This window comes from Mixta sp. Marseille-Q2659 (assembly GCF_940807255.1).
Taxonomy (GTDB): Bacteria; Pseudomonadota; Gammaproteobacteria; order Enterobacterales; family Enterobacteriaceae; genus Mixta.
Window position 1 is genome coordinate 1 of record NZ_CALNWY010000007.1, and the last position, 24269, is coordinate 24269.

21 protein-coding genes and 2 pseudogenes are annotated in these 24269 nt (G+C 50.0%); 10 read left to right on the top strand and 13 right to left on the bottom strand.

The features are described from left to right. Positions 1–80 precede the first annotated feature (80 nt). The 3 genes from P3C52_RS07080 to P3C52_RS07090 form a co-directional block, all read right to left on the bottom strand. The gene (locus P3C52_RS07080; protein ID WP_275554464.1) at positions 81–1091 is read right to left on the bottom strand and encodes an MFS transporter; all 1011 of its coding nucleotides are present in this window, start codon (positions 1089–1091) and stop codon (positions 81–83) included. Positions 1092–1443: 352 nt separating this feature from the next. After that, the gene (locus tag P3C52_RS07085; RefSeq protein ID WP_275554465.1) at positions 1444–1908 is read right to left on the bottom strand and encodes a hypothetical protein; all 465 of its coding nucleotides are present in this window, start codon (positions 1906–1908) and stop codon (positions 1444–1446) included. 410 nt (positions 1909–2318) lie between these two features. Then, entirely contained in the window at positions 2319–3227 is a 909-nt protein-coding gene (locus tag P3C52_RS07090; protein WP_275554466.1) for a LysR substrate-binding domain-containing protein, read from the bottom strand. A gap of 102 nt (positions 3228–3329) precedes the next feature. Between P3C52_RS07090 and P3C52_RS07095 the strand changes: the two genes are divergently transcribed. After that, on the top strand, positions 3330–4163 hold the full coding sequence (locus P3C52_RS07095; protein ID WP_275554467.1) for a hypothetical protein: 834 nt from the start codon (positions 3330–3332) through the stop codon (positions 4161–4163). A gap of 24 nt (positions 4164–4187) precedes the next feature. Here the strand turns inward: P3C52_RS07095 and P3C52_RS07100 are convergent, their stop codons facing one another. From P3C52_RS07100 to P3C52_RS07115, 4 genes are all read right to left on the bottom strand, one after another. Then, positions 4188–4520, bottom strand: coding sequence for a DoxX family membrane protein (locus tag P3C52_RS07100; protein WP_275554468.1), 333 nt, complete (start codon positions 4518–4520; stop codon positions 4188–4190). A gap of 9 nt (positions 4521–4529) precedes the next feature. Further along, the gene (locus P3C52_RS07105; protein ID WP_275554469.1) at positions 4530–6083 is read right to left on the bottom strand and encodes an MFS transporter; all 1554 of its coding nucleotides are present in this window, start codon (positions 6081–6083) and stop codon (positions 4530–4532) included. Continuing rightward, positions 6076–7224 (bottom strand): HlyD family efflux transporter periplasmic adaptor subunit, encoded by a 1149-nt coding sequence (locus P3C52_RS07110; RefSeq protein ID WP_275554470.1) that lies wholly within the window; start codon positions 7222–7224, stop codon positions 6076–6078. The genes P3C52_RS07105 and P3C52_RS07110 overlap by 8 nt, the downstream gene beginning before the upstream one ends. 331 nt (positions 7225–7555) lie before the next feature. Beyond that, a complete protein-coding gene (locus P3C52_RS07115) occupies positions 7556–8479 on the bottom strand; it encodes an IS5 family transposase (protein WP_343252009.1) in 924 nt (307 codons plus the stop codon). Between the two features lie 399 nt (positions 8480–8878). Between P3C52_RS07115 and P3C52_RS07120 the strand changes: the two genes are divergently transcribed. Beyond that, positions 8879–9619 carry a tyrosine-type recombinase/integrase gene (locus P3C52_RS07120; RefSeq protein ID WP_001515717.1) on the top strand — a complete coding sequence of 247 codons (741 nt, stop codon included), beginning with the start codon at positions 8879–8881 and terminating at the stop codon, positions 9617–9619. Positions 9620–10597: 978 nt separating this feature from the next. On the opposite strand, the gene P3C52_RS07125 is transcribed toward P3C52_RS07120, so the two are convergent. Beyond that, positions 10598–11608 carry a RepB family plasmid replication initiator protein gene (locus tag P3C52_RS07125; protein ID WP_275554471.1) on the bottom strand — a complete coding sequence of 337 codons (1011 nt, stop codon included), beginning with the start codon at positions 11606–11608 and terminating at the stop codon, positions 10598–10600. A 750-nt stretch (positions 11609–12358) separates the two neighbouring features. On the opposite strand from P3C52_RS07125, the gene sopA reads away from it, so the two are divergent. Both sopA and P3C52_RS07135 read left to right on the top strand, forming a co-directional pair. After that, positions 12359–13525 carry a plasmid-partitioning protein SopA gene (sopA, locus tag P3C52_RS07130; RefSeq protein ID WP_102804066.1) on the top strand — a complete coding sequence of 389 codons (1167 nt, stop codon included), beginning with the start codon at positions 12359–12361 and terminating at the stop codon, positions 13523–13525. Continuing rightward, complete coding sequence (locus P3C52_RS07135; protein WP_275554472.1) at positions 13525–14496, top strand: ParB/RepB/Spo0J family plasmid partition protein; 972 nt, start codon at positions 13525–13527, stop codon at positions 14494–14496. Before sopA ends, P3C52_RS07135 begins: the two co-directional genes overlap by 1 nt. Positions 14497–15095: 599 nt before the next feature. Here P3C52_RS07135 and P3C52_RS07140 read toward each other — a convergent pair. Both P3C52_RS07140 and umuD read right to left on the bottom strand, forming a co-directional pair. After that, positions 15096–16365 (bottom strand): annotated as a pseudogene (locus P3C52_RS07140) (Y-family DNA polymerase). After that, positions 16365–16790: pseudogene (gene umuD, locus P3C52_RS07145) on the bottom strand (translesion error-prone DNA polymerase V autoproteolytic subunit). Before umuD ends, P3C52_RS07140 begins: the two co-directional pseudogenes overlap by 1 nt. Before the next feature lie 89 nt (positions 16791–16879). Here umuD and P3C52_RS07150 point away from each other — a divergent pair. Both P3C52_RS07150 and P3C52_RS07155 read left to right on the top strand, forming a co-directional pair. Further along, positions 16880–17068: a hypothetical protein gene (locus P3C52_RS07150; protein WP_275554485.1), complete on the top strand. Its 189-nt coding sequence runs from the start codon at positions 16880–16882 to the stop codon at positions 17066–17068. A 62-nt stretch (positions 17069–17130) separates the two neighbouring features. Beyond that, complete coding sequence (locus P3C52_RS07155; protein WP_343252010.1) at positions 17131–18054, top strand: IS5 family transposase; 924 nt, start codon at positions 17131–17133, stop codon at positions 18052–18054. A gap of 154 nt (positions 18055–18208) precedes the next feature. Here the strand turns inward: P3C52_RS07155 and P3C52_RS07160 are convergent, their stop codons facing one another. Continuing rightward, positions 18209–18874: a hypothetical protein gene (locus P3C52_RS07160; RefSeq protein ID WP_275554474.1), complete on the bottom strand. Its 666-nt coding sequence runs from the start codon at positions 18872–18874 to the stop codon at positions 18209–18211. A gap of 255 nt (positions 18875–19129) precedes the next feature. Between P3C52_RS07160 and P3C52_RS07165 the strand changes: the two genes are divergently transcribed. Genes P3C52_RS07165 through P3C52_RS07180 form a run of 4 tightly spaced genes read left to right on the top strand, consistent with a single transcriptional unit; the run spans position 19130 to position 23612 of the window. Then, entirely contained in the window at positions 19130–20812 is a 1683-nt protein-coding gene (locus tag P3C52_RS07165; RefSeq protein WP_010791757.1) for a DDE-type integrase/transposase/recombinase, read from the top strand. Between the two features lie 2 nt (positions 20813–20814). Further along, a complete protein-coding gene (locus tag P3C52_RS07170; protein ID WP_000393453.1) occupies positions 20815–21723 on the top strand; it encodes a TniB family NTP-binding protein in 909 nt (302 codons plus the stop codon). After that, complete coding sequence (locus tag P3C52_RS07175) at positions 21720–22937, top strand: TniQ family protein (protein WP_000801210.1); 1218 nt, start codon at positions 21720–21722, stop codon at positions 22935–22937. Before P3C52_RS07170 ends, P3C52_RS07175 begins: the two co-directional genes overlap by 4 nt. A gap of 60 nt (positions 22938–22997) precedes the next feature. Further along, complete coding sequence (locus tag P3C52_RS07180) at positions 22998–23612, top strand: recombinase family protein (protein ID WP_000904941.1); 615 nt, start codon at positions 22998–23000, stop codon at positions 23610–23612. 52 nt (positions 23613–23664) lie between these two features. On the opposite strand, the gene merE is transcribed toward P3C52_RS07180, so the two are convergent. Continuing rightward, complete coding sequence (merE, locus tag P3C52_RS07185) at positions 23665–23901, bottom strand: broad-spectrum mercury transporter MerE (protein WP_001087809.1); 237 nt, start codon at positions 23899–23901, stop codon at positions 23665–23667. Next, positions 23898–24263, bottom strand: a complete 366-nt coding sequence (gene merD, locus P3C52_RS07190) for a mercury resistance co-regulator MerD (protein ID WP_003465059.1) — start codon at positions 24261–24263, stop codon at positions 23898–23900. Before merD ends, merE begins: the two co-directional genes overlap by 4 nt. Positions 24264–24269 lie beyond the last annotated feature (6 nt).

Sequence of the window (24269 nt, forward strand, 5' to 3'; positions counted from 1 at the left end):
GGATGACAAAGGCTGGGATGCCAGAAAGCGTGCGTATTGCCTGAAAATCCAGCCAGCTACAGGGTCGTTCGCAAGAAATCTTATTTATTCAACAAAGCCGCTCCAATGTTAACAGATGAAGCCAGTGCCGGGGCATCATGCGCAACTTCCATAACACGTATCTGTGCCGGAACGGCAACACCAAAAGTTGCAGCACCCCAAATAAATAAGCAAATGGCTGCACCTGTTTTTGTAGTTGCCAAAAGAGGAAAAGCGAAACTAATAAAGGTAAGTATCGCGAGAAATAATATTAGGGTTTTATTGACAGAGCGATCAGCTAACCTGCCGCTAATTATATTCCCAATACTAAAGCCAATGCCAATTGTCATCAGCATTACTGCGATAAATTCAACAGATGCATGCGTGATATAGTCAAGCACAGCTGCAATATATGTGTAAAGAGTAAACATCGCACCTGCACCAAAAGCAGTCGTCAGCAATGCGCTTAAAACTGCTGGCCTTGTTAATACAGCCATCTCCTTTCGAATTTTAGGACGGGGGAACTTTTCACTTTGAGGCAGCGTAGTCAATAATGTAAGCGCTGATAAAATGCCAAGTATCCCTGTTGCTGCAAAAGACATCCTCCATCCCAGTAAGTTTCCTAACCAGGTTGCTACAGGTACTCCCCCGATATTTGCTATAGTCAGACCCATAAACATTATTGACACTGCCGAAGCCTGGCGGTCCCTGGGGACAAGGCTGGAAGCTACCATAGCCCCTAGTCCAAAAAAAGCTCCGTGAGACAGGCTTGTCACCATTCGGGATACCAGTAGTACATAATAATTTGGTGCAACAGCGGACATAAAGTTACCGAAAGAGAATAATGCCAACAGACCGACCAAGGCCGTTTTTCGAGGTATGGAACTCAGCAAGAGTGTAATCAAGGGTGCTCCTATCATTACACCAATAGCATATGCACTTATGAGCATGCCAGCTGCAGGTATAGAAACACTTAACCCGTTTGCAATTGAAGAAAGCAAACCCATTGGGGAAAATTCCGTCACGCCTATTGCGAAAGCACCAAGTGACAAGGCAGCTAACTGTAATCTCATCAGTGTAATCCATCCTAAAATTTGATTTTGAGTAAAAGGGATTGTAACTCAACCAAAGACGAAATGTTGACATTACAAATAGGCCTGTCGCACATTGTCAAAAATCCAATACAATCAAAAAAGGTGATCTTGTAAAATTGCACATTGGTTTTTCAACGCTGTTTTTTAGAACGCTTCATCCTGTTATTAGAATGATTATTACATCCTTACTTTTAAGAAACCAAAAAGGCATTTTATGAACAAGCATAAATGATGGAAAATCACTATAATTTCATTTCTCCATTACACAACTATAAATTTTAGCAGTCCGATTTGGCGCAAGTGATTGCGCCTTTTTTTTAGGGGATGTATTTTATAAAGGCAATATTTTATTGAAAACCGTCACTCTCTTAAGGCATTGCTTGTAAAAATCTACGTCTGAATCGAGATCTATTTTAGAAGAATATGCAAGAGAGACTATATACACATCCTCCTCAATAATCACGGCTGAAGAGAGAGTATTATAATCACCACCCCATTCACCATAACCGCCAGTAACACCGTTAGCTTTTGCCCTGCCTATATCCCTCAAAAAATCGGAAACATTAGCGTAACGATATGATTTATTCACAAGATCAACAAGCTCAGCATGATTAAAAAGAAATGTGGAATCCATCGATAAAAGCTGAATGCCAGATGAAGTATCACAAATGTATCTGGAGTAATTACAGGATACTGCTTCGCTTAATGCACCGTCTAAATTACAATAATAAACTGGCTTCAAATATAAACCATAACTCTTCTCAACTATTACGTTTAGTCCAGTAATCACCCCCAATGAATCTGCTAGAAATTCAATTTTCTTTTTAACAAAGGAAGGTGAAACGGGTATCGAATCCGCCGCAACATACTTATTTTTATCATGATAAACTTTCTTTTCAAAAATTAATGTCCTGATAATTCTATGTACGGTTGCTTTAGGTATAATCAGGTCATCTCCAATCTGAGAAAGCGTTTATCCTTTTCTTTCTTGCAAATATCTGATTATAGAAAAAGCTTTAAGTATACTTTTAACCAAGGGAATGCTTCCATGTTCTCCCTTTTCATTCTGGTAGTAGCTCATGGCATCTTCCAACTTAAATGATAGAAAATTTAAATTTACTATGAGTTCGACATCTACTATTGCGATATTTTAATTTCAGAGTTGAGGTCACGCTAAGCAAATATACCTGACAATGAAACCTGGAATCAGTCATGTATAGTTCCCGGCAAATGAAGAATCAAATAATCAAGAAAAGCACGAACCGCAGGGTTCATATGTTTTCGACTTGGGAATACTGCATGTATTACGTGACTATCAGCCTTCCAGGCTTCTAAAATTTTAATCAACTTACGCTCTCGTATGGCTGAATAAACGATAGTATCTGGTAACAAACCTACGCCTATCCCATGTATCACAGCTTCAAATTGAACCCTTGGGTTTGTACAATACATAATAGCTCTATGCTTGAACTGAAAATTAGCTCCATCTTTATTGGTTAAATCCCAACGTTGTTCATTTTCATTTCGGTCAAGAACTGAGCTTATTGTAGGTAAACTTTCAAGTTCTTCAGGCGAGTCTGGTACGCCATAATGCTCTAGTAATACGGGGCTCGCTACCAGTATCATGTTACTGACAGCCAGTATTCGGGCGACTAATCCTGGTTCTTGATTTATATTTTTTCTGGCTCTTAAAGATAAATCGATTCTTTCTTCAATAACCTGTACATGCCGATCGGTAGCATCGATGCATAATCTAACATTAGGGTAACGAGCCATGAATCCGGGAATAATCGGTGCGAGATGATACTGAGCTAATACCGTTGGAGAGCTTAATCTTACAACTCCAGAAGGCTCTGCAACAAGCTCAGACACTGAATCATAAGCATTTATTCCTTCTCTGACCATTTCTTTAGCATGTTCAAGAAGGATGTTACCTGCAGTAGTAAGTGCAAAGCTTCGGCTGTTTCTTTGTACAAGCCGGACTTTGAGACGCTCCTCCAGTTGTACAACACGTCTGCTAAGGAGAGATTTTGTTATGCCAGAATTTTTTTCTGCGGCTGTATAACCTGAATTTTCAGCCACAAGGTAAAAGTAATATAAGTCATTGAAATCCATAGCTTGTCCTGAATCTGAGATTCTGTGTCACACTCTTTAATATTTTAATATAGCTAAATAAAGCTAAAATAAATATGAAATTATTTAAAGAATGGAAATATTATGTACATTTCATCAGTTATTCCAATGGACCTTAAGCTGCACTCGGGTCACTACTCTTCAACAAGATTGATTCCAAATCAAAAAGGCAACACATTGTCTTCTCTTTTAGAACTGACATATTATATCATGCGCGGCAATACTTTCTATCCTTACCCGTGCGCAGGTGTCTCAATAGCGACATTATTATTTGAACGCTCACCCGGCTCTTTGCTTAGCAGAGACTCTCAAGGAAATGACTATGTTCTCAAACCAGGCGATTTCATCCTGAAATGTACTAATAGCGGCATTGTTTATGACGAAACACTGTTTGATAGCTCGCTCAATATTGAAGGGATCCAACTTTTATTCAGAACATCCACATCTAAACATCGCAGCCCACCTGAAACTTACTTCATACCCAAAAACTTAAATAAAATTATCAGAAAAGGATCTAATAAAATGAAAATTATTATCGATGAAGAAAGCAAAAAAAACCTACCAGATCCTCTCCCCTTGGAAATATTAGAACTGCATTTATACCAGGATGAGCGCTTTCAAATAATACCCGAGGCATCATATGTTTTGTTTCAAATAGAAGGTCACCTTACTTTAGAGAACGGCTCCAACCTACAAAAAATTTCAGGCCCACAGTCTGTGATTATACACAGCAATGAAAAAAACAATTTGAATGTCAAAATTGAAAAATATTCACATTGCATACTTATAAAAATATCAAAAAATCATGAAATGTGCGCAAGAAACAATTCAATCTGTATGCCAACTGAGGCTGAGTTGACAAATACAATCACCAGATATATAAATGGTGAAATGGGGTTCCTATCCAACATAAGGTAGAAACCTCAATTTAAATTTAATTATTTACGGCAGACTAAAATACAAAGTAATCAGGGATGAAATTAACACCAATAAGGGTAAAGGAGCTTTCTTCATTTCACCATTGTAGCAGATAATAATCAATGCTGCGGCCATAATTATTGATGCAACGAAACTGGCAATAGCTGGATATACTTGAAAAATTAACATTATTGCGACACAACCTTCTGCTATGCCAGTCAATACCCGAATCCACTGTGGAATTTTCCATTGCCTAAACTCTTCTTTTACTGAAGGTAAACCAAAAGTATTAGCTACAAACCCCATAGTAAAAATACCGATCACGAACCATCTACATATTAATTCCAAAATACTCATGCCACAACCTTATTTCATTAATTTTTGAACTGACATTACAACCGCACCAATAATACCTGCAATGAATATCCACCAATAAAAATCCATTATTCCTAAGAACGTTGCCTGCTGTTTTACTACTTGTGCTATCCATGCCAATGCCATACTGTCTGCACGTGAAGATGAGGTATGTTTTTCATATATTGACGAAACGCTTTCCAACACATTTTGATAACGTGGGTCCGCAACATTCACGCGCGTATTCAATACAGCATAATGAACTGTGGTTCTCCATTGAAGGCCTACTGTCGCTGTAGTAATACCAATAGCCATAAAAAGTTGCGCAGCCATATTTTTAACTTGCTGGGCATGAGAAAAGACAGTTTCGTTATGTTGTACCTCTCTAAAAGTCTGTACAGCTGTAGTTGCCATAACCAACATTATAAAAACACCATTAAATAAAAGCGCCGGCAAAACATCTGTTATTATGTTTGCTGAGGGAGGCAAACGAGTCATCATGTAGCCATATATAGCTAAAGAAAGAAACCCAGCCAGAAAGAATTTTTTTGAACCTGGCCTTTTGGGCATGATTTTACCCATAATGATCCATGCAATAACTGCTGAAGATAACCCCACTGCATGCCAAATCCCTGTCGTACTCCAGCTGAACCCCATAGCGCTTTCAAGTAGCTGGGGGATAAGATAATTGTTCAAGCCCAAAACAAGATAACAAAAAGAGAATAAGCCTACCCCAGCGACATATCTTTTATTAGAAAGAAGCGTGCTTACCATCAGAAGCGGCACCCCGTTGTACTTTGCCAGGCTTCTAAAAAAATAAATTAAAACGCTTATCGCCATTAGCGCAATTATGGTCAATATAATAAAATCACTGTAAAAATCATAATTTGATCTCTGAAGTGCCCACAGCAATGCGAATGCTGAGCCTGCCAGCAACATCAATAAAAAAGGATGAGTGTCGCTTTTTAATTTTTCAGGAGGTGTGTTATCTGGAAGGCAAAAATATGAAGTGATGAAGGCCAAGCAAGCAATGCCGATCAGAATGTAAAATATTGACGACCAAGTATCTTCACTCACGGACAGAGATGCAAGAAATGGTGCTGAAGCAGTCCCTACTGCAAGCCCTGTTGCAAAAACTTTTATCCCAGCGAAACGTTTTGGACTCGGCGGGATAAGATTTACTAGAACTCGTGCGCCTGTCATGAAAGATGCACCACCAATGCCCATGATAACGCGGCCCATCAACAATTCATGATAAGAATCACTTTTGGCACAGATTGCTGCACCTGTTATAAACACGAGAATTGAACACCAGATATATCTTCGCCATCCTGTCCGTTCAACAATCCATCGCTGTTTAGATATCATGATTATGGCTACGCATGCATATGCTGCTGTTATGAAGCCGTACTCTTCAGGAGACGTGCCAGTTTCCCCCATTATTGGGCTAGCTGAAAATGCAATCATGCCTGCCTGAAGAAATTCAATTAAGGTTAGCAAAAAAATAGTCAGAAGCAGCATCCGCTGCTTCCCGGAAGTAGTTACGAACCAACTTTTCTCATTCATTTTGGGCCACAATCTCCTTGATGAGATTATCAGCTGCTTGTTCTTCGTCATCGTAGACAGGCGTATGCCAACTTTGACGAGGTTTATCCTTAAGCGTATGCAGACTCTCATCTCCTGCATTGGTTACATTCACGCTTACTTTCATAGAAAGTCCAGGCCGCAAAGGATATTTTTCTACCTCTTTTTTATCGAGTTCAATGCGAACTGGAACGCGCTGTACTACTTTTATCCAGTTTCCTGTTGCATTTGAGGCTGGTAGCAGGGAAAAAGCACTACCCGTACCGGGTTCAACGCCCATTACTTTTCCGTGATAAGTGATTTTTCCGCCGTAGGCATCAGAAACTAATGTTACTGGCTGGTCAGTGCGTAATTGACCCATCTGCGTTTCTTTGAAGTTAGCAGTAACCCAAACATCATCTAATGGGATTACAGACATCAAAGACGAACCTGCACTCAAATGCTGCCCCACCTGAACGGTTCGCTGAGCAATGAAGCCACTCACTGGTGCGACAACTTTCGTGCGGTGATAATCAATATAAGCAGAACGCAATGCTGCTTTAGCGGTAAGTACATCGGGATGGGTATCAGGAGTTGTATTATCAGTAAGAGTAAGCTCTGCCTGATACTGACGTTGTGCAACCTGTAATGCAGCTTTTGCTGAGTTAACAGCATCGCTTGAATGGCTCATATCTTCTTCAGAAATAACATATTTCCGACTGAGCCCGGAGCGGCGTTTGAAATCACCTAGCGCCTGGTTATAGTCAGACTGCTTAACTGCTATTGCAGCCTTTAGTTCTTCAACAGTGGCAAACTGATTGCGTACAGAACGTATTGAGGATGCGAGCTGTGCGCTTGCTTTGTCTAATGCAATTCGCGAGTCTGTCTGATTGATCCCAACCAAGACATCTCCTTGCTTGACATAATCAGTGTTATCAGCATTGATTTTTACTACTGTTCCACTGATTTGAGAAGATACTGGAACAATGTTTCCTTCAACGTATGCATCTTCAGTTGTTACATCGTTTTTCCCCATATAGACAAATGCTGCGTATACGCCTATACAGATAAAAACTGCCAAAGGAAAAATCAAAAGCGCCTTGCCCTTAGGCTTCCCTGCACTTTCTTTATCATCTTTACTCATTTTTCTTCACCATATTTAGAGAGTTTTTAGGCTAATGCTATACCTCTGCAACAACAATAGTGAAAATCAGAATACTTTGTCTCATTTTTGGGATGATACAATTGACTTCTTTCGTATCGTAATACTTTGTATAAATAACTTAAATTTCAACTAGTTACATGATAAAACACCATGATCATGACTGAACCCCAGCTTCAGAATTTTCTGCTTTGTTTATTGAACGCTAAAATTTTCTAAACATGTACTTCAGCGATTGTTCAGTTTAAATGTAAGAACGGCTTTGTTGAATAAATAAGATTTCTTGCGAACGACCCTGTAGCTGGCTGGATTTTCAGGCAATACGCACGCTTTCTGGCATCCCAGCCTTTGTCATCCTGTTCAACGCACGCACCATGACCATAGCTTCCGCTACCTGACCATCGTAGTCACGCAGCGTCAGTGAATCTCCCAACAACTGCTTCATTCTGTACATTGCCGTTTCCGCTATCGAGCGACGGTTATATTCCGTTGTCCATTTCCACCGTGCATTGCTTCCGCTCAGCCGCTGATTAGCAACGGCACGGTTGCGGTCTGCGTACTCACCGGGCCAGTAACCTGCTCCTTTTCGGGGAGGAATAAGCGCGCTGATTTTTTTGCGGCGCAGTTCATCGTGACAGAGCCGGGTATCGTAAGCCCCGTCTGCCGCGGCTGCCCTGATTTTTCTGTGAGTCTGCCGGATAAGGCCCGGGAAGGCTTCTGAGTCCGTGACGTTATTCAGCGACAGGTCTGCACAGACAACTTCATGTGTGTTGCTGTCAACAGCAAGATGCAACTTTCGCCAGATACGACGGCGCTCTTTGCCGTGCTTTCTGACTTTCCATTCGCCTTCACCAAAGACCTTCAGCCCGGTGGAATCAATCACCAGGTGTGCGATTTCACCCCGGGTGGACGTTTTGAAACTGACATTAACCGACTTTGCCCGCTTACTGACACTGGTGTAATCCGGGCAGCGCAACGGAACGTTCATCAGGGCAAAAATGGAATCAATAAAACCCTGCGCAGCCCGCAGGGTCAGCCGGAATACGCGTTTAATCACCAGAACGGTGGTGATGGCGAGATCAGAATAGCGCTGGGGCCTTCCTCGTGATGAAGGCGTTGCCGACTCATACCAGGCCTGAATCGCCTCATCATCCAGCCAGAAAGTGAGGGAGCCACGGTTGATGAGAGCTTTGTTGTAGGTGGACCAGTTGGTGATTCTGAACTTTTGCTTTGCCACGGAATGGTCTGTGTTGTCGGGAGGATGCGTGATCTGATCCTTCAACTCAGCAAAAGTTCGATTTATTCAACAAAGCCCCCGCAAGGTTACAGGGGTGTACCAGGCCGGAAATCGCGTAGCGCTCTCTTCTCTTCTTTTTCCTGCCTAACATGTACATCCTGGCATTACTCCAATTCTCCCAAAAACCGTAAAACAGCCATCAACCCGCGTCATTACTGGCTTCATGGAGGATCTGAGCAGAAAAAGGATCCTTTACGTATTTGGTTTTACCCGCAATAATGCGGAATAAGACAACAAAAGGATCCGCGCGCTGCGATTTATTGTCATGGCAGGATCGGCCCGTCAGGTGCAAAATACCTGTATCCATAAACAGTGCGTGCGCTACGTGAAAAATAACTCATGAACAGCATCATTCCCCTGCAGAATTCACCAGAACGCGTCTCCCTGCTGCCGATCGCCCCGGGCGTTGATTTTGCGACCGCGGTGGCACTCCGGCGGATGGCCACCTCAACAGGTGCCACGCCGGCTTACCTCCTGGCGCCGGAAGTGAGCGCCCTCCTCTGGTATATGCCTGACCAGCGTCACCACATGTTGTTCGCCACCATGTGGAATACCGGGATCCGTATCGGTGAAGCCCGGACGCTCACCCCGGAATCGTTCGACCTGGATGGTCTGCGCCCTTTTGTTCGGGTGCTGTCGGAAAAAGTGCGGGCACGTCGTGGCCGGCCGCCAAAAGATGAAGTGCGTCTGGTACCGCTGACGGATGCCAGTTTTGTGCGTCAGATGGAAAGCTGGATGGTCACCACCCGCCCCCGCCGGCGTGAGCCGTTATGGCCGGTCACGGATGAGACAATGCGCAACTGGCTGAAACAGGCGGTGAAGCGGGCTGAAGCTGACGGCGTGCATTTTTCGATCCCCGTGACGCCGCATACTTTCCGTCACAGCTATATTATGCACATGCTTTATCACCGGCAGCCCAGGAAGGTCATCCAGGCACTGGCCGGGCATAAGGATCCGCGCTCGATGGAAGTCTATACCCGGGTATTTGCGCTGGACATGGCTGCCACCCTGGCCGTTCCCTTTACCGGTGATGGGCGAGATGCCGCGGAGATCCTTCGCTCCCTGCCCCCGGCCGGCTGAGATTGACGGCCCTGGCATGACGTCCTGTATTCCGCTAATACGAAATACAGGAGCAGAGCGCATTCAGCCCCCTCCCTGCTCCAGCACACCAGTCCATCATGCTGATGACTGAACCGCCGTGGTCTTACCCGGTGACCTGCAATCCTGCAGGCATCAACATACCGCAGACAAGACAGGGCACAATGCAGGCATTCTGGCCGTGCATCCCACGGTGCGTTATTTCCTGAAAGCTCAGCGAATCATCCCGTTAACTGCGACAGTCATTGACCATCTGTGGCCCACATTTTTCTGCCATCCGGCTCCCGTTTCCTGATCGCATTTAGCAGTGTGAAGCTGGCGCCGGGTTATACAAACAGCTGCAGTCTCATCCTGCCGGGCTAAATCTGCAGTACACAGGGGAACGGATACCATCAGGTAACATGACCGTCTCAGCATCCGATTGAGATTTTCGTAAGGGGTATAGGGGTGAGTTTGGAGATCGGAAATTATTGTACGTTAAGCCTGTTTTTTGAACAGATCGCGCTATCGCAATAGGGTGTACTCCTGCACTATACGGCATTTAGCCTGTATGTTTGGGTAATGAGACAACCTAAATGCGACAGCGTGAGCGCAATAACTTAAATGCGATAGTCAGTGACAATAAATCAATCAGTTACCAATCAGAAACGGTTAAATTATGTTCTTAACGTACAATAATTTCCGTTTCCCAAACCGACCCCGTATAGAGCTTTACTGAAAAATTGACTGTGGCATGTTATCACCCATGAAATAGTGAACAGACCAGGGAATACCCCGTTAAACCCGCATGCCGTAGTCAATATCTGCGTATCAAGACCCGAAATCACATATTACAGTCAATATTGTTCGATCCGGGCAGACATGATAGAGAATAAATATTGACTGCGGTATGCGTGATGCATATCACAGTCAATGGAATGTCCTTAGCGGCATACGGCAGTCATGATATGCATATCGCAGTCAATTTTCTGGCTTCATCGCTGAGAGGGCTTCAGCCAGTTTAAGAGGATCGATGCCCGCAGCCTCCAGCGCCTTAATGACTTCGTCATAATTTTGCTCTGGCGCCTTCTCTTCTTCCTCATTGCGCGGAACCTTCACAGGGCCACTGATGAGTTTGGGGTTGCGATAATGCACGCTGAAATAGGTGGCTCGGCCACGTTTAAACTCGGTGTAATCCAGATAACCAATATCCCGCAGCTGCTCCATCGCCTTACGCACCGTGTGGTTCTGCGTATAGACATTTGAGGTGAGATTCAGCCGGTCACGCATCCGTTTCATGGAAATAGGTGCAGGATTCTGGGGAAGACTTTCGATGTAGGTATAAAGCGCCTGGGCTGATTCCTTGCGCTGCAGGGCGTCAATTGCTTTCAGCCGCAGCAGTACCCTTCTGTCCATGTGGTAAAGCTCAAACAGCTTAGGTTCAGCCTTGATCTCAACGATATCCTCGTTGATGTCATAATAGGCTGACTGCACCAGATGGGTGGTCCATCCTTTGGTCTCGCTCTGGAACTTCAGCGTAACCGAGGCGAGTTTAAACAGGGAATTACTGATGCGATCGCGCATTTTTTTGTTTGAACGACGGGAGTCAAATCCGCACATCTTAACGAATTCGACGAACGACAGTTCCAGGGTGTCACTTTTTACCCCATACTCCGACATGGAGCGAATTATCCCCAGCCAGACTTTAAAATCCGTGTCCATATCAAGACGCGAACCGGTGATCTTAACGTCAGTGTACCCTTCGCTTTTGGCAATGGACAGCTGTACAAGCTCCTCAGTCGCGTCTGTAACGTTTTTCCGGTTCGCCTTGCTCTTCCCTGTTGATTTCAGAGTTGGGACGAAGAGACCAAGTCTCATGAGCGCTACTGGCTGCACGGTACTGGTGCTGTTGACATCCAGCTTAACAACTTCGCCGGTTGTCTTATCAACTTCCTGAAGGTTCAGAAGTAAGCTGTTATTTTCGCTCGTCATCTTGATCCTCAACGGTTATCCACAAAAGGATGTAGTAATACGTATCGCAGTCAACGGATATACATACCTCAGTAAATACCGTTGCATATCACAGTATTAGATTATGCATATAACAGTCAACATTTTACATTCCGCAGTCGATCCAGACAGACGTTAAAGCCAGTTACAGCGCATGCTGGAGCGATCCGGGGATCTCTTTTGGATCTCACTATGATCTCCTTGGGATCAATTATTGGATCGAGACCATGAATAACCCAGATACAAGGCCGGAAGCGCCACACCAGATATCCAGAACCCTGGCCTGATTTTCCTGAATACTCGCTGGAAGATTGAGATCTACAGGTACAACATGAAACATTGACTGCGGTATGCTGAGTCGTCTTTCCTGTTTCTCGATACAGATCCAGTAAGTATCATGCCACAGTCAATATATTACATATCGTAGTCAATTTCATTATAACTGGCTGATCCCGAGCCATCTTAAGCAACCCGACGTACGTGCAATCTGTGAATTCTGTGATTTTCCGCTTCCTCGCCGCTTTCTCACTGCGTGAGATCGCTTACTGCGGCGAGCGGCAGTGATTAATATTGACTGCGGTATGTACTCTTTTGTAATCCCCGGTGTTCTTAGCATTACCCTATGCGGTTCACTTTGCACTTTTTCGTGCACTTTGCGATTTTATTGTTGCTTTGCAATAAATTCCAAGATTTAATAAAATAATGCAAAGTGATGATTAAAGGATATTCAGTATGGGACTCATGGATACACTCAACCAGTGCATAAGTGCTGGTCATGAAATGACGAAAGCAATCGCCATTGCGCAGTTTAATGATGACAGTCCGGAAGCCCGGAAGATAACCCGGCGCTGGAGGATTGGTGAAGCAGCAGATTTAGTTGGCGTGTCATCTCAGGCTATCAGGGACGCCGAGAAAGCTGGCCGGCTGCCTCACCCTGATATGGAAACCCGTGGGAGAGTTGAGCAACGCGTTGGTTATACCATTGAGCAAATCAATCACATGCGGGATATATTTGGTACACGGCTGCGCCGTGCTGAAGATGCATTTCCGCCGGTGATTGGCGTTGCAGCTCACAAAGGTGGTGTTTACAAAACCTCAGTATCCGTTCACCTGGCTCAGGATCTTGCTCTGAAAGGACTCCGTGTTCTGCTTGTTGAAGGCAATGACCCACAGGGAACTGCTTCTATGTATCACGGATGGGTGCCCGATCTTCATATTCATGCTGAGGACACTCTCCTGCCCTTTTATCTTGGGGAAAAGGATGACGCCAGCTACGCTATAAAGCCCACCTGCTGGCCTGGCCTTGATATCATCCCGTCCTGTCTGGCACTGCACCGCATTGAAACCGAGCTGATGGGGAAATTTGACGAAGGCAAATTACCTGCTGACCCGCACCTGATGCTCCGTCTGGCCATTGAAACTGTCGCTCATGATTATGACGTGATAGTTATCGACAGCGCACCCAACCTTGGTATCGGTACGATAAATGTTGTATGCGCTGCTGATGTACTGATTGTCCCTACTCCGGCAGAGCTGTTCGACTACACCTCCGCACTGCAGTTTTTCGATATGCTTCGTGACCTGCTTAAGAACGTGGATCTTAAAGGCTTCGAGCCAGATGTCCGTATTCTGCTTACCAAATACAGTAATAATAACGGCTCGCAGTCCCCGTGGATGGAAGAACAAATTCGGGATGCCTGGGGAAGCATGGTCCTTAAAAATGTTGTGCGCGAAACAGATGAAGTCGGTAAAGGTCAGATCCGTATGAGAACCGTTTTTGAACAGGCTATTGATCAACGTTCTTCAACCGGTGCCTGGCGTAATGCTCTCTCTATCTGGGAGCCTGTTTGCAATGAGATTTTTGATCGTCTGATTAAACCACGCTGGGAGATTAGATAATGAAGCGTGCTCCTGTCATTCCAAGACATACCACACATACTCAATCGACTGAAGATACTTCATCACCGGCGCCGGCCGCGCCGATGGTGGATTCATTAATTGCGCGCGTAGGTGCCATGGCTCGCGGTAATGCCATCTCTCTTCCGGTATGTGGCCGTGAAGTAAAATTTACCCTTGAAGTGCTCCGGGGAGACACTGTTGAGAGCACTTCACGCGTATGGTCAGGAAATGAGCGCGATCAGGAACTGCTTACCGAAGATTCTCTGGATGATCTTATCCCATCTTTTTTACTGACCGGTCAGCAGACTCCAGCTTTTGGCCGGCGTGTTTCTGATGTCATAGAAATTGCAGACGGCAGCCGTCGCCGTAAAGCCGCAATCCTGACGGAAAGTGATTATCGCATTCTGGTTGGTGAACTGGACGATGAGCAGATGGCAGCATTGTCCCGACTGGGTAACGATTATCGGCCGACGAGTGCTTATGAACGTGGTCTGCGTTATACAAGCAGACTGCAGAATGAGTTTGCTGGAAATATTTCTGCGCTTGCCGATGCGGAAAACATCTCTCGTAAGATCATTACCCGCTGTATTAATACGGCCAAACTGCCTAAATCCGTTGTTGCCCTGTTTGCACATCCTGGAGAACTGTCTGCCCGGTCAGGTGAAGCCCTTCAGAAGGCTTTTGCAGATAAAGAAGAATTACTGAAGCAGCAGGCTGAGACTCTCCACGATCAGAAGAAAGCGGGACTAATCTTCGAAGCTGAAGAGGTCATTAGTCTTTTAACATCCGTACTGAAACAATCTCCCGCATCAAGAGTTAATCTGAGCTCACGTCATCAGTTTGCTCCAGGGGCAACAGCATTGTACAAGGGCGATAAAATGGTGCTTAACCTGGATAGGTCCCGCATTCCTGCGGAGTGTATAGAGAAAATAGAAGCCATTCTTAAGGAGCTTGAAAAACCGGGAGTATGAAGCGGTCACGCTTTAGTCTACGATTATCTCCCTTTACTTCATTTCCTTTTTCACAGGCCAGAAAACCCTACTGGCCTGAAGATTCTCTCTGGCACCACGGTCCCACCTGCATTGTCGGTCAGCATATCTGCCTGGGACCACGGTCCCACCTGTATCGCCGGTCAGGCTATCTGCCTGGGACCGTGGTCCCACCTGTATCGTCGGTCAGATTATCTGCCTGGGACCGTGGCCCCACCTGTCTCGTCGGTCAGATTATCTGCCTGGGACCGCGGTCCCACCTGCATCGTCGGTCAGATTATCTGCCTGGCACCACGGTCCCACCTGTATCGTCGGTCAGGTTATCTGCCTGGGACCGCGGTCCCACCTGCATTGTCGGTCAGCATATCTGCCTGGGACCACGGTCCCACCTGTATCGCCGGTCAGGCTATCTGCCTGGGACCGTGGTCCCACCTGGTCGTCACAGGATCGTTTTTAAATTTGCTGACGCTGGCAGTCACATCACACAGAATGATATTTGTCATGGTTCCCCCCTGAGACAAGTCATCTGTATGCTCGGTAAAGTAACCTCTGGCGGCAAGTCCCGTCTGTCATTTCGACGGTCAGAAACGGGCAACCGACAGCTCCTTCCAGCGGGTGGTATATGCCGGTGACAGCATCTCCCGTTTCATCTGCCAATCCGGCGCAATACCCCGTCCGGCAAACCAGACTTTCCCGAGTCCGGAATGATTAATGCCGTCGAGCACATTCATCAGTGCATCGCTGTGCGGCCGTGGCTGCACGTCATCGAACAGATTCAGCTGCACGATGCCGTTCGGACTGAAATCATTGAGCATTATCCCCGCTTTTGCGTAGCGGTGGCCATCGAGCCAGATCCTGTCCAGAGACCTGACCGCTGCCGCGATAATGTCCCGGGTGTCACGGGTAGGGGGGCAGTTTTTCCGTGGCCACGTTACCGTAATTCGGCTCATTAACCGCAAAAGGGGAGTTCTTGATGAAGGTGCTGATATGCCGGCAGTTTTGTCGCTCACCGCGCAACTTTTCCGCCGCGCGCTCGGCATACTAGCAGACGGCCTGGCGCATTTCTTCGTAGGTGGTGATCCGCTGCCCGAAGCTGCGACTGCAGACAATCTGCTGTTTCGGCCGCGGCACTTCCTCCAGTGAAATGCAACTCTCGCCGTTCAGCTCACGTACCGTGCGCTCAAGCACTACATTGAAGTTTTTCCGGATAAATGTGGGGTTCGTCAGCGACAGCTGCAGGGCGGTGGTGATCCCCATTACGTGCAGCTTTTTCGATATCCGGTTCCCCAGGCCCCAGATTTCTTCCACCGGCTCCAGGCTGAGTAATTTTGCCGTCCTGCGTGCATTATCGGGCGAAAGCGCCAGCACCCCCCTGAATTGTGGCCATTCCTTTGACGCCCACTGCGCGGATTTAGCCAGTGTTTTTGTGGCGCCGAAGCCGACACCGATCGTCAGTCCGGTTCCACTGAGAACGTGCCCACGCAGCTGCCTGCCAAGATCCTCCTGATCCATACAGTGGCCAATTCCCCGGGCATCCAGGAAACATTCGTCAATTGAGTACTGTTCGACGCGGGGTGACAGCTCTTCCAGGAGGGCAACCACGCGGTTAATCAGGCTCGCGTAGAGCTCGTAGTTGCTGGAAAAAACGTACAATTTTTCAGGAGACTGCGCCTCTTTGAGCTGGAACCAGGGGAGTCCCATCTTTATACCCAGCCGTTTGGCTTCAACACTCCGGGCAATAACGCAGCCATCGTTGTTACTGAGAACGACGACAGGTTTGCCGCGCAAATCCGGCCTGAAAACCTTCTCGCAACTTGCGTAGAAGGAGTTGACGTCTGCCTGGGCGAACATCAGTCTGCCCTCCGGGTTTTATGAATGAAGGCTGTCACCACGCCGAAAATTTGCAGCGTTTCCGGATCCGGATACAGGGGGGGGAAGTCCGGGTTTATCGCCTGCAGGGCTGACCGCGGCGTCAGAAGCAGGCGTTTTACGGTGAATTCACCCTCAATTTCCGTGATAACAATATCCCCGTGCCGCGGCTGCTCTGCTTTATCCACGACCATCAGATCGCCGGATTAGAGGCCAATATCAGTCATTGAGTTGCCAATCGCCCTGACAAAATAGGTGGAGTGGCGCCGGTGAATGCAGTACTCATTCAGATCCAGTTCAGACTCAGTGTAGTCCGCAGCCGGTGACGGAAAACCCGCAGGGCATCGCTCTGTGAACAAAGGCATTTTTACTATGCTGGCTTCTGATACTGCAGGAATGAACTTTATCGTTTTTTATCTCGCTTAAAAATGTATATATATGAGTCTCCCACCATGATCGGGGAAGACCCTTGTATGTACAGTGGAAAGGAGGGTGTATGACATGCTTACTATCATTGAGCCCCGACACGCTGCTGCTGGGCCGGCCGATCTATACAGAACGCATTCCTGCAGGTTTTCTATCTCCTGCTGCTGGATATGAAAAGCAGGATCTGAACCTGCATGAATATTGCGTCAGACATCCCTCTGTAACCTATTTTCTGCGTGTGGAAGGCTTTGTTGAATAAATCGAACTTTTGCTGAGTTGAAGGATCAGATCACGCATCCTCCCGACAACACAGACCATTCCGTGGCAAAGCAAAAGTTCAGAATCACCAACTGGTCCACCTACAACGAAGCTCTCATCAACCGTGGCTCCCTCACTTTCTGGCTGGATGATGAGGCGATTCAGGCCTGGTATGAGTCGGCAACGCCTTCATCACGAGGAAGGCCCCAGCGCTATTCTGATCTCGCCATCACCACCGTTCTGGTGATTAAACGCGTATTCCGGCTGACCCTGCGGGCTGCGCAGGGTTTTATTGATTCCATTTTTGCCCTGATGAACGTTCCGTTGCGCTGCCCGGATTACACCAGTGTCAGTAAGCGGGCAAAGTCGGTTAATGTCAGTTTCAAAACGTCCACCCGGGGTGAAATCGCACACCTGGTGATTGATTCCACCGGGCTGAAGGTCTTTGGTGAAGGCGAATGGAAAGTCAGAAAGCACGGCAAAGAGCGCCGTCGTATCTGGCGAAAGTTGCATCTTGCTGTTGACAGCAACACACATGAAGTTGTCTGTGCAGACCTGTCGCTGAATAACGTCACGGACTCAGAAGCCTTCCCGGGCCTTATCCGGCAGACTCACAGAAAAATCAGGGCAGCCGCGGCAGACGGGGCTTACGATACCCGGCTCTGTCACGATGAACTGCGCCGCAAAAAAATCAGCGCGCTTATTCCTCCCCGAAAAGGAGCAGGTTACTGGCCCGGTGAGTACGCAGACCGCAACCGTGCCGTTGCTAATCAGCGGCTGAGCGGAAGCAATGCACGGTGGAAATGGACAACGGAATATAACCGTCGCTCGATAGCGGAAACGGCAATGTACAGAATGAAGCAGTTGTTGGGAGATTCACTGACGCTGCGTGACTACGATGGTCAGGTAGCGGAAGCTATGGTCATGGTGCGTGCGTTGAACAGGATGACAAAGGCTGGGATGCCAGAAAGCGTGCGTATTGCCTGAAAATCCAGCCAGCTACAGGGTCGTTCGCAAGAAATCTTATTTATTCAACAAAGCCCTTCAAGTCTTAAGATAGTCAGCGTCCAAGCATTGGTAGATCTAATAGAAAAGGGAATCATTAAATAAGGCCATAGCGGCCTTATTTAACTTATATCCTTTACACTTCATCATCATTAGATTTCCGTGGCTCACCAATATAAGTAAACTCCGGTTTATTTCTCATAATGCGTGAGACTGCTTCAAACGTTGATTTCCGGCTTGCACCAACCTCACCAGAAAATATAAAATTTACATTACTATTAGCCATCGCTCTGACAAATTTAGTAATCATACTGCTGCAATCATATGCGTGTTCCACAATAATTATACTTTTGCTTTTTTCAAAGAAGGATTTGAAAAGCGATAGCCTTTCATCTTCTGTTATGAGTCCATCATCTGCGTCCCGAACTTGTATGCTTTCGGCAAACTCAACGGGTAGACAGGTTAATAGCCTGTCCTTGAAATTTGTCTTACCTACCCCCGTCTGACCGTATACACCAGTAAATAAGGGCTGGTTTGTTGTAAGAAGTGCTGCGTAATCTTCGGGTGATATAGTACCTAAATCCCGGATAGTGCCGTCTGTACTCCAGCTTACAACACCGTATTTTGGTTTGAAGCCGTTAATGTTTTTCAGATCTTGTTCTGTAACATACCTTGCCCCCGTTTCGACCAGTAATCGAATTACATCGGTCTCTTTAATCAGCTTGCCGGTCAGTCCAACTGCTTTGACCGTTAGGCTCTCTATTGTGTCCCAAGTTGCATTATCAATGTGCTTCGTCGGCATAGCCACCTCTAATATAAATATTTAGATTATAAATTATTAGATACTGAATGCGTTGTCAAACTGTTGTCACTTAAACGATGGTTTTTGTGACAGTCTTGAAAAGTCCTGACTTTGTCATTTTCAGAAGACGACTGCACCAATTGACGGGGCGTAACGCCAGATGTGCAGGCGACTCCTGACAACGCAATATCAGAAGTCATCTGCACCAATCTCGACTATGCTCAATACTCGTGTGCACCAAAGCGAGGTGTGAGCATGGCGTCAGACACATCATTGATTGCCGAGCAAGGCGTGGCCACCCTGCCCGATGCGGCTTGGGCGCAGGCCCGGCAACGGGCGGAAATCATCGGGCCGCTGGCAGCGCTTGATGTGGTCGGGCATGAAGCCGCCGATGCCGCTGCTCACGCGCTTGGCCTGTCCAGGCGGCAGGTGTATGTCCTAATCCGCCGTGCCCGGCAAGGTGCTGGGCTTGTGACGGACCTGGCTCGCAGCCGATCCGGCGGCGGAAAAGGCAAGGGACGCTTGCCGGAATCAGTTGAGCGCATCATCCGCGAGTTGCTGCAAAAGCGCTTCCTGACCAAGCAGAAGCGTAGCCTGGCAGCGTTCCACCGCGAGGTCGCGCAGGCTTGCAAAGCGCAAAAGCTGCGGGCGCCGGCGCGCAACACCGTGGCTCTGCGGATCGCCGGCCTCGATCCGCTCAAGGCCACTCGCCGCCGGGAAGGTCAGGATGCGTCCCGCAGCCTGCAAGGTGTCGGTGGTGAGCCTCCCGCCGTGACCGCGCCACTGGAACAAGTGCAGATTGATCACACGGTCATCGACCTGATCGTGGTGGACGAGCGCGACCGGCAACCGATTGGCCGTCCGTATCTGACCATCGCCATCGACGTGTTTACCCGCTGCGTGCTCGGCATGGTCGTCACGCTGGAAGCGCCGTCATCTGTTTCGGTCGGCCTGTGCCTTGTGCATGTCGCCTGCGACAAGCGTCCCTGGCTGGAGGGTCTGAACATAGAAATGGAGTGGCCGATGAGCGGCAAGCCCAGGCTGCTCTACCTGGACAACGCGGCCGAGTTCAAGAGCGAAGCGCTACGCCGAGGCTGCGAGCAGCATGGCATCCGGCTTGACTATCGCCCGCTCGGGCAGCCGCACTACGGCGGCATCGTGGAACGGATCATCGGCACGGCGATGCAGATGATCCACGACGAATTGCCAGGGACGACCTTCTCCAACCCTGACCAGCGCGGCGACTACGATTCCGAAAACAAGGCCGCCCTGACGCTGCGTGAGCTGGAGCGCTGGCTCACATTGGCGGTCGGCACCTACCACGGCTCCGTGCACAACGGCCTGCTCCAGCCGCCGGCAGCGCGCTGGGCCGAAGCTATCGCGCGGACCGGCGTGCCAACCGTCATCACTCGCACCACGGCTTTTCTGGTCGATTTTCTGCCCATCATCCGCCGCACGCTGACCCGCACCGGCTTCGTCATCGACCACATCCATTACTACGCCGATGCGCTCAAGCCGTGGATAGCTCGGCGCGACCGCTTGCCTGCGTTCCTGATCCGGCGCGACCCGCGCGACATCAGCCGCATTTGGGTGCTGGAGCCGGAGGGGCAGCACTATCTGGAAATTCCATACCGCACCTTGTCGCACCCGGCTGTCACCCTCTGGGAACAACGACAGGCGCTGGCGAAATTGCGGCAGCAAGGGCGCGAACAGGTGGATGAGTCGGCGCTGTTTCGCATGATCGGCCAGATGCGCGAAATCGTGTCCACCGCGCAGAAAGCTACGCGCAAGGCGCGGCGCGACGCGGATCGACGCCAGCATCTCAAGGCAACGGCAGTTCTTTTCAAAACCACGCCACCACCGGACGCGGACATGGCTGACCCGCAGGCAGACAACCAGCCACCTGCCAAACCGTTCGACCAGATTGAGGAGTGGTAGCCGTGGAAGAATATCCCATCATCGACTTGTCCCACCTGATGCCGGTGGCCCAGGGCTTGGCCCGTCTTCCGGCGGACGAACGCATCCATCGCCTTCGCGCTGACCGCTGGATCGGCTATCCGCGAGCAGTCGAGGCGCTGAATCGGCTGGAAGCCCTGTATGCGTGGCCGAACAAACAACGCATGCCCAACCTGCTGTTGGTCGGTCCAACCAACAACGGCAAGTCGATGATCGTCGAGAAATTCCGCCGCACCCACCCGGCCAGCTCCGACGCCGACCAGGAGCACATTCCGGTACTGGTCGTGCAGATGCCATCCGAACCGTCGGTAATCCGCTTCTACGTCGCGCTACTTGCCGCGATGGGCGCGCCATTGCGCCCGCGCCCACGGCTGCCGGAAATGGAGCAATTGGCGCTGGCACTGCTACGCAAGGTCGGCGTGCGCATGCTGGTGATCGACGAATTGCACAACGTCCTGGCCGGCAACAGCGTCAACCGCCGGGAATTCCTCAACCTGCTGCGTTTCCTCGGCAACGAGCTGCGCATCCCGCTGGTCGGGGTCGGCACACGCGATGCCTACTTGGCGATCCGCTCGGACGACCAGTTGGAAAACCGCTTCGAGCCGATGATGCTGCCGGTGTGGGAGGCCAACGACGATTGCTGCTCACTGCTGGCCAGCTTCGCGGCTTCGCTCCCGCTGCGGCGACCCTCGTCGATTGCCACGCTGGATATGGCCCGCTACCTGCTCACGCGCAGCGAGGGCACCATCGGCGAGCTGGCGCACCTGTTGATGGCGGCGGCCGTCGCTGCCGTGGAGAGCGGTGAGGAAGCGATCAACCATCGCACGCTCAGCATGGCCGATTACACCGGTCCCAGCGAGCGGCGGCGGCAATTCGAGCGGGAACTGATGTGAAGCCAGCGCCACACTGGCCACTGCATCCGGCTCCCAGGGAAGGCGAAGCCTTGTCTTCGTGGCTCAACCGCGTGGCCCTTTGCTATCACATGGAGGTGTCCGAGCTGCTGGAGCACGATCTTGGTCACGGCCAGGTTGATGACCTGGACACCGCGCCACCACTGGCGCTGCTGGCGATGCTCTCCCAGCGGAGCGGCATCGAGCCGGACCGGCTGCGTTGCATGAGTTTCGCCGGCTGGGTGCCTTGGCTACTGGACAGCCTTGATGATCAGATTCCAGACGCATTGGAAACCTATGCGTTCCAGCTCTCGGTGCTGCTGCCGAAACTCCGCCGTAGGACGCGATCCATCACGAGCTGGCGTGCCTGGCTGCCCAGCCAGCCGATACATCGCGCCTGCCCGCTCTGTCTGAACGACCCGGCAAACCAAGCCGTACTGCTTGCATGGAAGCTGCCCCTGATGCTGAGCTGCCCGCTGCATGGCTGCTGGCTGGAATCCTATTGGGGCGTGCCTGGGCGGTTTCTCGGCTGGGAGAACGCCGACACTGCGCCGCGCACCGCCAGCGACGCGATTGCGGTGATGGACCGGCGCACCTGGCAGGCACTGACGACCGGCCATGTGGAGCTGCCGCGCCGACGCATCCACGCTGGATTGTGGTTTCGGCTACTACGCACGCTGCTCGATGAGCTGAACACCCCGCTTTCGACGTGCGGAACCTGCGCGGGGTATCTCCGCCAAGTCTGGGAAGGCTGCGGGCATCCGCTGCGTGCTGGGCAAAGTCTGTGGCGACCGTATGAAACCCTGAACCCGGCAGTACGGTTGCAGATGCTGGAGGCGGCGGCAACGGCAATCAGCTTGATTGAGATGAGGGATATAAGCCCGCCGGGCGAGCATGCAAAGCTGTTCTGGTCCGAACCCCAAACCGGTTTCACCAGTGGCCTGTCGGCGAAAACGCCGAAGCCCGAACCCGTCGATCACTGGCAACGGGCAGTCCAGGCCATCGATGAGGCCATCATTGAAGCGCGGCACGACCCCGAGACGGCACGCTCGCTGTTCGCGTTGGCTTCCTATGGTCGGCGCGACCCCGCTTCCCTGGAACAGTTGCGCGCCACCTTCGCAAAGGAAGGCATCCCCCCGGAATTCCTGTCACATTACGTGCCTGATGGACCCTTTGCATGTCTTAGACAGAATGACGGGTTAAGTGACAAATTTTGACGACCAGAACTTTCCGGTGCACACTGTCACATAATCGAACGTATATGTGACAGGTACGACATGCTGATAGGCTACATGCGGGTATCGAAGGCGGACGGCTCCCAGGCTACCGATTTGCAGCGCGACGCGCTGATTGCCGCCGGGGTCGATCCAGTACATCTTTACGAGGACCAGGCATCCGGCATGCGCGAGGATCGGCCCGGCTTGACGAGCTGCCTGAAGGCGTTGCGAACTGGCGACACACTGGTCGTGTGGAAACTGGATCGGCTCGGACGCGACCTGCGACATCTCATCAACACCGTGCACGACCTGACTGGGCGCGGCATCGGCTTGAAGGTATTAACCGGGCACGGCGCGGCCATCGACACCACGACCGCCGCCGGCAAGCTGGTCTTTGGCATCTTCGCCGCCCTGGCCGAGTTCGAGCGCGAGTTGATCGCGGAGCGCACGATTGCCGGCCTAGCCTCGGCCCGCGCGCGCGGGCGGAAAGGCGGCCGGCCGTTCAAGATGACCGCCGCCAAGCTGCGGCTGGCGATGGCGGCAATGGGTCAGCCAGAGACCAAGGTCGGCGACCTGTGCCAGGAACTTGGCGTCACGCGGCAGACCCTGTATCGGCATGTTTCACCCAAGGGTGAGCTACGTCCAGATGGCGAGAAGCTACTCAGCCGAATTTGATGCCGGCATGAGGCAACGTAGCGACAGCGTGGTTTGTCTCAATGGGAAGCGCTCATGATCGATCTTTGAAGGCCCGCAGCAGTCGTGTCACAGACAGGACGAACAAACCGGTCAGCGTGAGGGCTGCGATACCCCAGTACTCTCCGATGAACGCGCCGGCCGTCGTGCCGGCCAGCACAATGGCGAGAATCGGCAAATGGCAGGGACAGGTGAGCACGGCCAGCGCGCCCCACAGGTAGCCGGTGATCGGTTTGTGCGTCTCGGACGGCAAGCGCTCGGGGCTGTTCATGGCAGACTCTCCGCGTGCTGTGCCGGCTCGGTCGGCATGGTGGCCAACTGCACCTCCAGATCGGCCAACGCTTCGCGCCGACGCTCGACGAACTGGCGCAGAACGGCAAGCTGCGCGGCCGCTTCATCGCCGTCCGCAGCATCCAGCGCCCGGCACAGCCGCGCCAGCGCGTCCAGGCCGATGCCCGCCTCGAAGGCCGCCCGCACGAAGCACAGCCGTTGCAAGGCGGCATCATCGAACAGGCCATAGCCGCCCGGGGTGCACGCCACCGGACGCAGCAATCCGCGCAGCAGGTAGTCGCGCACGATATGCACGCTCACCCCGGCATCAAGGGCCAGCCGGGACACGGTGTAGGCGCTCATTGAAAA

Coding starts and splice junctions, on each gene's coding strand:
- P3C52_RS07080 (WP_275554464.1), bottom strand. CDS start 1,091: ATGAGATTACAGTTAGCTGCCTTGTCACTTGGTGCTTTCGCAATAGGC.
- P3C52_RS07090 (WP_275554466.1), bottom strand. CDS start 3,227: ATGGATTTCAATGACTTATATTACTTTTACCTTGTGGCTGAAAATTCA.
- P3C52_RS07095 (WP_275554467.1), top strand. CDS start 3,330: ATGTACATTTCATCAGTTATTCCAATGGACCTTAAGCTGCACTCGGGT.
- P3C52_RS07100 (WP_275554468.1), bottom strand. CDS start 4,520: ATGAGTATTTTGGAATTAATATGTAGATGGTTCGTGATCGGTATTTTT.
- P3C52_RS07105 (WP_275554469.1), bottom strand. CDS start 6,083: ATGAATGAGAAAAGTTGGTTCGTAACTACTTCCGGGAAGCAGCGGATG.
- P3C52_RS07110 (WP_275554470.1), bottom strand. CDS start 7,224: ATGAGTAAAGATGATAAAGAAAGTGCAGGGAAGCCTAAGGGCAAGGCG.
- P3C52_RS07120 (WP_001515717.1), top strand. CDS start 8,879: ATGAACAGCATCATTCCCCTGCAGAATTCACCAGAACGCGTCTCCCTG.
- P3C52_RS07125 (WP_275554471.1), bottom strand. CDS start 11,608: ATGACGAGCGAAAATAACAGCTTACTTCTGAACCTTCAGGAAGTTGAT.
- sopA (WP_102804066.1), top strand. CDS start 12,359: ATGGGACTCATGGATACACTCAACCAGTGCATAAGTGCTGGTCATGAA.
- P3C52_RS07135 (WP_275554472.1), top strand. CDS start 13,525: ATGAAGCGTGCTCCTGTCATTCCAAGACATACCACACATACTCAATCG.
- P3C52_RS07150 (WP_275554485.1), top strand. CDS start 16,880: ATGACATGCTTACTATCATTGAGCCCCGACACGCTGCTGCTGGGCCGG.
- P3C52_RS07160 (WP_275554474.1), bottom strand. CDS start 18,874: ATGCCGACGAAGCACATTGATAATGCAACTTGGGACACAATAGAGAGC.
- P3C52_RS07165 (WP_010791757.1), top strand. CDS start 19,130: ATGGCGTCAGACACATCATTGATTGCCGAGCAAGGCGTGGCCACCCTG.
- P3C52_RS07180 (WP_000904941.1), top strand. CDS start 22,998: ATGCTGATAGGCTACATGCGGGTATCGAAGGCGGACGGCTCCCAGGCT.
- merE (WP_001087809.1), bottom strand. CDS start 23,901: ATGAACAGCCCCGAGCGCTTGCCGTCCGAGACGCACAAACCGATCACC.
- merD (WP_003465059.1), bottom strand. CDS start 24,263: ATGAGCGCCTACACCGTGTCCCGGCTGGCCCTTGATGCCGGGGTGAGC.